The sequence below is a fragment of the Candidatus Eisenbacteria bacterium genome (assembly GCA_018831195.1).
In the GTDB taxonomy this organism is placed as follows: domain Bacteria; phylum Eisenbacteria; class RBG-16-71-46; order CAIMUX01; family JAHJDP01; genus JAHJDP01.
In genome coordinates this window covers 38,263-44,545 of record JAHJDP010000038.1, presented here as the reverse complement: position 1 = coordinate 44,545, position 6,283 = coordinate 38,263, and the positions used below count along the sequence as shown (strand labels likewise).

The 6,283-nt window shown below is 55.9% G+C and carries 6 protein-coding genes; 3 read left to right on the top strand and 3 right to left on the bottom strand.

Annotated elements, in window-relative coordinates; all coding sequences use genetic code 11:
• Positions 1-668, bottom strand: a 668-nt coding sequence (locus tag KJ970_08035; GenBank protein ID MBU2690866.1) for a fibronectin type III domain-containing protein, incomplete at its 3' end; no start/stop codon positions are given.
• A gap of 404 nt (positions 669-1,072) precedes the next feature.
• Between KJ970_08035 and KJ970_08030 the strand changes: the two genes are divergently transcribed.
• The 3 genes from KJ970_08030 to KJ970_08020 are packed head-to-tail and all read left to right on the top strand — an operon-like array spanning position 1,073 to position 5,398.
• A complete protein-coding gene (locus KJ970_08030; protein MBU2690865.1) occupies positions 1,073-1,684 on the top strand; it encodes a hypothetical protein in 612 nt (203 codons plus the stop codon).
• Positions 1,685-1,694: 10 nt separating this feature from the next.
• Complete coding sequence (locus KJ970_08025) at positions 1,695-2,996, top strand: DUF4412 domain-containing protein (protein ID MBU2690864.1); 1,302 nt, start codon at positions 1,695-1,697, stop codon at positions 2,994-2,996.
• A gap of 23 nt (positions 2,997-3,019) precedes the next feature.
• Positions 3,020-5,398: a hypothetical protein gene (locus tag KJ970_08020; GenBank protein ID MBU2690863.1), complete on the top strand. Its 2,379-nt coding sequence runs from the start codon at positions 3,020-3,022 to the stop codon at positions 5,396-5,398.
• A 31-nt stretch (positions 5,399-5,429) separates the two neighbouring features.
• Here the strand turns inward: KJ970_08020 and KJ970_08015 are convergent, their stop codons facing one another.
• Together KJ970_08015 and KJ970_08010 are read right to left on the bottom strand one after the other, a co-directional pair.
• Entirely contained in the window at positions 5,430-5,819 is a 390-nt protein-coding gene (locus KJ970_08015; protein ID MBU2690862.1) for a DUF59 domain-containing protein, read from the bottom strand.
• On the bottom strand, positions 5,800-6,282 hold the full coding sequence (locus KJ970_08010; protein MBU2690861.1) for an SUF system NifU family Fe-S cluster assembly protein: 483 nt from the start codon (positions 6,280-6,282) through the stop codon (positions 5,800-5,802). Before KJ970_08010 ends, KJ970_08015 begins: the two co-directional genes overlap by 20 nt.
• Position 6,283 lies beyond the last annotated feature (1 nt).

Sequence of the window (6,283 nt, the reverse complement as noted above, 5' to 3'; positions counted from 1 at the left end):
TGGTTGCCGGCCTCGGTGGGAGCGTAGCGCACCGTCACCGTTTGGGACTGCCCGGTTGCCAGAGCATAAGCGCCGCTTCCCGAGACGATGCTGAAGAGACTGCAGCTTTCGCTGACGGAACCCGACAGCGTTCCCGTGCCGTTGTTCGTAATCGAGAAGGAAAGATCCGCCGTCGAACCAAGGTTTACTTGACCGAAAATGAGTGCCGTTGGTTCCACGGCACAAACTACACCGCCCGCCGGCGCATGTGCTTGGGCAAGGTTCGACAAACCGGACCAATTCTGCTTTTCGTCAGCTGCCTTCACGGCGAATGTATAGTCTGTATCCGCAGTCAAGCCATTGATGATAAATGTTTCTTGAGATCCGGCCGCATGTGGAGATGGCTCCCCGGTGGCCTGGATCGCTTGATCCCACTGGAAGGCTGCGCCAAGTACAGGAGAATAGCGTAGATCGTAACTTGCCGCCTGGCCGCTGGTTCCGTCGTCCCCAGGGGCCGTCCAAGTGAGAGTGGCCGTGGTCTGTGTGATTGTCTGGACTGTCAGGTTTGAAATCGTCGCCGGCGGCGCCGTATCCGTTGGAGAGGTGCCCCCATCGTCACCGCATCCCGTTATCAAGACTCCGAGGAGACATGCAATTATACAATACACTCTCTGGTAACACGCTAACATTTCAAATCCTCCTTTGGAACCTCATCAGACAAAGCACATACCGGGCTGCCGGCCTCGAAGGTCGGTGAACGCATTTAAATCGACGGCTGTTTCGGTGAATTGAGTGCGAGGCGGATGCCTGGCGCTTGGTAAACAGCTGAGTCGGGCACAATCCAGCGGAGTCTAGAATTCCCGGGGCGTGCGCACAAGATCCAAGAAGATAATTTTCTGTGCTTTTTCAACAAAGGCCATTAGTATTTTGTCTGAGATGCATTAGAGGATTTTCAGTGTGGTTGGATCGGTTGCTGGTCGGTGGTGGGCCCGGCACTTGGGGGTTGTGCAGCCCGACGATCCTATTCAGTATCTGGCGTGGATGGCAGGCAATGAGGCCGGCAGGTCAGCCGGCCAACATAAGGAGGCTACAGATGAAGAGATTTACAGGGCTGATGTTGATCGGGATCCTTGCGTGCGGATTGTTCTTCGCGCTTGGTACGGCGACGGCCGACGAGATACTCGACCAGATTAATGAAGCAATGGAATTGTACAAGCAGGGTGACTACAGCGGGGCCGTTTCGGGCCTGGATTTCGCCGCGATGCAAATTCGTGAGTTGCAGGCCGCCCGGGCCGCCGAGGCTCTTCCGGCGGCATTGCCGGGATGGCAGGCTGAAGAGGCTGAGACGTCGTCGATGTCAGGAGCGATGTTCGGCGGCGGGATCTCTGCGGAGCGTACCTATACAAAAGATGACGCGGAAGTAAATATCCAACTCATTAGTGAGTCCCCGATGCTTCAAGGGATAATGATGATGTTCAACAATCCGATGGTCATGTCCAGCAGTGGAAAGAAACTAAAGCAAATCAAGGGGCAAAAGGCGGCCTGGGAGTACAATCCGGAAGACCGCTCGGGTGAAATCATCCTGGTCGCACACAATGTTGTTATGATTACGGTGAAAGGCTCGAATGTCGATGAGAGCGAATTGCTGGCCTACGCGGAGGCGATCGACTTTGATTTGATCGGCAAACTGGTCTCGGGGAACTAGGAGAAAACCGATGAAAACAAGAAGGTGGTTTCATCTGGTGGGCGGACTTGTTGTCTCATTCCCGCTTCTGGCCGGAGTTTGTGCCGGAAAGCTCCATGCCGCCCAATTTTCAGCCGATTTAATCCAGAGCATGGATCTCATGATAACGACGGGCCGAGTGTATGTCGACGATGCGCGGTACCGCATGGATCTGCAGACACCAATCGGGCCGGATGTTGTTGTGATTGTGGATCAGACCGCCAAGATGACAAAAGTATTAATTCCAATGTACAAAGCGTATATAGAAATGCCCAGCAGCGATCAGATGAGCCTAATGAATGATCCATTCCAAGCCGCCGAATTCATGATTGCGAATTATTCACTCGAGGAAATGGGAAGCGAGACAATTGCGGGATACAAATGCACCAAGCAGCTCATTCTCTCCAAAAGCGAATACAGCGAGTCGCAGATTATGAATCGGTGGGTTTGCGATAAACTTGGATTCCCTCTTAAAATCAAAATGCTCATGCAGGAGGATACATACACCGAACTCAGCGGGATCAAAGAAGAACCGATAGGCGAATCCATGTTCCAGGTTCCCGCGGATTTCGAGAAGTCCACTTGGGAAGCGGTCGCCATGCGGGGGGAGGCGGATCCTGATCTAACGGCGAAGACTGAAGCATGGCAAAAAACAAGACGGGTCAAGGTGAAGCTCTCCAGCCTGATGGGACCCGGCCATGAGATGCAGGTACTCATTCGCGAAGGCGTTGAGGTTAGGGTCAAGAGCGAAGAGGCCTTTGACAAACCGTTCAATCTATTCGTCATACCCTACAAGGGTGGCAAAGCTTTGAAAGAGTCCACCGCATGCACCTATAGCGCGCCGGTCAGTTTCACGCTTGCCGGGGAGATGCGCCCCGACCTGATTGTTGCCGGGACCGGGGAAGGCGGCGAGGCATCTTTGGAGATGACATTTGTTGGACAGCAGCCTGTCGTTCTGGCGACACGCGAGGAGTACTTTTCGACGGGCGCCAAGGGCTGGACTCTTAACGATCCATATGAAAGGCTATCAATCCGTTTCACGGGAGATCTCGAGGAAGGCTCCACGGTTCCCGCGGCTCTCGGGGAGTTCAGCGTCAGCACAGGTCCGTGGGATAAGAGTAAGACCGACTCATTCGAGCTTGAACTCGCCGACGGCCAAGTGAAGAGTTTTGAATATACCAAAGCGGATAATGTTACAGAATTGAGTTTCATGATCCAGACCGGCCGGGTCAGAGTCCAGTACATCGTGGACAAGCGCGCGGAGACGACCGAACCGCGTTGGATCATTCGATAGGCCACGTCTAGGATGGCATCGTAATGATCCGAAGAATCGGACACAAAATCGCTATCGCCGGTTGTTTACTATTGGCGATGGATTTTCTCTATCTCCATATGGCGGCCATCCCTTCCGTCAAAGGGGAATTGTCCCGCAGGTTCGCCGCATCCGGCGCCCGCATGCTCGATTGGACGGCGATGGCGCGGATTCTCGCCCCATCCCTCATCGGACCCGTTACGGCGGGTTTTGCCGTCTTAGTGATTCTCGCCGTCTTTGAGTGGCGAAGGCGTTCCTTAAGCGGGTTTCTTTTTGAGGCGGATCGTCCAGGGTCCCGGCCGATTCTTTTTGTGAGTGCGCTGGCGGCGGTCACCGGGGCCATCTATCTCGCACCCGGCGATATGACCCTGGGGGATACGGGAACGCATCTCTATCGGGCGCAGTATTTCCTTCAAGAAATTCAGCAGGGACGGCTTCCGATCTGGGCCTTCCAATGGTATATGGGATACCCGTTCGGATTATTCTACTCACAGGCGGCGAATGTCCTCCTCGCCGCCCTGACATGGGCCTTCGGCAATCTCATGTTTTCCGGGAAAATGCTCGCCTTCATCTGCCATTTTGCCGGAGGGATCGGCATTTTTCTTTTCTTGAGGGCGTGGACGGGGAAATCACTGCCCGCCGTTCTCGCGCTCTTCGCCACCTGCATCCTCCGCCAAAACATCAAAATTGTGATGCTGGACGGAAGGATCACGGGAGCTCTCTTTCTCGCCATCGTTCCCTATGCGTTTTTCTTCGCCTATAGGCTCATGGAACGACCGAATAGAAGAGACCTCGCCGCGCTAGCCTGCGCCCTCGGATGCCTCCCCCACGCGCACTATGGAATGCTGGCGCCGTTCCTTCCAATCTGGGTTCTCTACCTCTCGGTTCTTCTTTATCATTTCGCATCGAGCGGTAACCTCCATGCCGCTTCCGTGAGGCGTCTCGCCGGGGCGCATTTTTTAGGCCTCTGTTTGAGCCTCTCCTTGATGCTGCCGATCCTGATCGAGGGGGATTGGGTGAATATGCCGCGTCTTGTGACCACGCCGGTCGGGCCGCCGATACGGGATTGGTTGAACTTTGTGAGATGGAGCCCCCTTGGACAAATGTACCAGGGGATGATCCTCCCGGCGCTCGCCCTGCTGGGCGTTTTCCTGGGTAGGAAAACCGACCGGCTGCTGGCGGTTGTTTTCCTCGGCGGCGCCTGTCTCAATTACTGGTTTTGGGGAGGGGAAAACCGGGCGCTGAGCTTCTTCGCCATCGGTCTCATCATTCCCGCGTGTATCGCGATCCACCGCATCCTTCTCCTCACGGGGCCCGCCGCGGGCCGGGCCGGTCTCTTCATATTGCTCCTCATCCTGATCGATCAAGGGGCCTTCGCCCTGATGAATACCTACACAACCGATGCGAATCTCAGAAGCCGTGACTATGAGACGATGGCGGTTCTCAGTGATACGCTTCCACCGGCCGGAGGCCGCGTGGCGGAAGGGCCTTTGATCAATGAGCAGATGAGCTTCTCGGCCTGGCGCTATTACCCGCTCTCGTCGATCCCCACCGTTGTCGGCCCCTTCATTCAAGGAAGCACAATTTCATTCCGCTATACTAATGCGATACTGATGAAGACGGCCCTCTCGATCAATGGAACCGGCGCGGTCGATCGCCCGTCGGCGGAGGGATTGGCGCTTTTGAATGTCGGTCTCATCCTCGCCGGGGATCGCAAGGGTTATACAAAGGTTCCCGCGGGGGAGAATCTCTACACAGAGCGGATTGGGGAAATGCCCGGTCTGCGGCTCAGGTATACTTATCCGGCTCTCTTTGCAAAGCATTTCGCCGCGATACCCGACTCGGTTTCCAGGCTCTGGAAGGGAGTTCCCGGACTCACCCTCCGCCCGGGACTCGATCCGCGCCGGTATGAGAGGAATGAATTCGTTCTCGGGTTGATCGATGCCATGCGGATCGATCTCCCCAACGCATCGGCCGCAAGCTTTTATCATCCGTATGGGGAATCAGGGAATCCGCGCGATGCCGCTCTATATGATTCAGGCGGCGATCCAGCCGGGTCTGAATCTGTTCACCCATTGGAATGTCTCCATCACGATTGGACCGGTCAAAAGGTAAATCTTGTCATTCGCACGCCGGATAAAGGTTTTCTCCGGCTGGCTTATGCCTACTACCCCCATCTGCTATGCCGTGTGGACGGTCTCAGGGTGCCCGCCCGCCCGGATGCCTTCGGGGCGATGGTCATTCCGATCTCGGAAGGAGAACACCGGATCGAACTCGTTCCCAGTCTCTCCCTCATCCGAAAGATCTCCAACGCCGTCAGCCTGGCCGTGCTGATCCTTCTTTTCTTCTTTTTTATTCCCCGGCGAACGAAACAAACCGCTTGAAATCCGGTACGATCAAAATGAGACAATCGGCTTAGAAGAACCCCAGCTCGACCCGCGCCGCTTCGGACATGAATTCCCGGGACCAGGGTGGATCCCAGACAAGATCGACAATGACGCCTGACACGCCTTCGACCGCCGAGACTTTGAGTTCGACTTCGAGCGGGAGTCTCTCAGCTTCAGGGCACATGGGGGAAGTGAGGGTCATCTCAATCCGGGTCCGGCCGTTCTCGTCGACATGGACGCTGTAGATGAGGCCGAGCTCATAGATATCAACGGGGATTTCGGGGTCGAATACCGTTTTGAGGGCTTTCACAATCGGAACTTTAAGCTCGGTGCGGCCTTCGAAACGGGTGCTGAATCTGCGGCCGTCGATTGGGCCGGAATTACGACCTTGCGGGCCGCTATTTGGTACTGACGGCATGGGCTTCGTTCTCGCTTTCGTTATCATCCCGGAGGGCCGCTTGAAGTGTATGCCATGGCAAGGTTGCACATTTGACGCGCATCGGAAATTCGCGAACGCCCGAAAATACTTCGAGCTTTCCCATATTCTCCGCCTTTCCGGCAGGTGCGCCGCCCATCACGAGATCGTGAAACCTCTTGCAAAGACGAACCGCTTCCTCGGTGGTCTTCCCCTTGAGACACTCGGTCATCATCGAGGCCGAGGCGGTGCAGATCGCGCAGCCCTCGCCCGCGAAACCGACATCTTCGACGCGGTCTCCCACGCCGTCTCCATCGAGCGCAAGCTCCACATGGATGCGGTCGCCGCACAGAGGATTGTAACCGTCGGCCCGGCGGTGGCAGCGCTTGAGGCCGCCGTGATTCCGCGGATGCTTGTGATGGTCGAGAATGACCTGTTGGTAGAGTTCTCTCAGTTCCGTATCCATG

What these genes read in the sequence shown, in the direction of transcription:
- KJ970_08020 (MBU2690863.1), top strand. Translation starts at nt 3,020, where the DNA reads ATGATCCGAAGAATCGGACACAAAATCGCTATCGCCGGTTGTTTACTA.
- KJ970_08010 (MBU2690861.1), bottom strand. Translation starts at nt 6,282, where the DNA reads ATGGATACGGAACTGAGAGAACTCTACCAACAGGTCATTCTCGACCAT.
- KJ970_08015 (MBU2690862.1), bottom strand. Translation starts at nt 5,819, where the DNA reads ATGCCGTCAGTACCAAATAGCGGCCCGCAAGGTCGTAATTCCGGCCCA.
- KJ970_08025 (MBU2690864.1), top strand. Translation starts at nt 1,695, where the DNA reads ATGAAAACAAGAAGGTGGTTTCATCTGGTGGGCGGACTTGTTGTCTCA.
- KJ970_08030 (MBU2690865.1), top strand. Translation starts at nt 1,073, where the DNA reads ATGAAGAGATTTACAGGGCTGATGTTGATCGGGATCCTTGCGTGCGGA.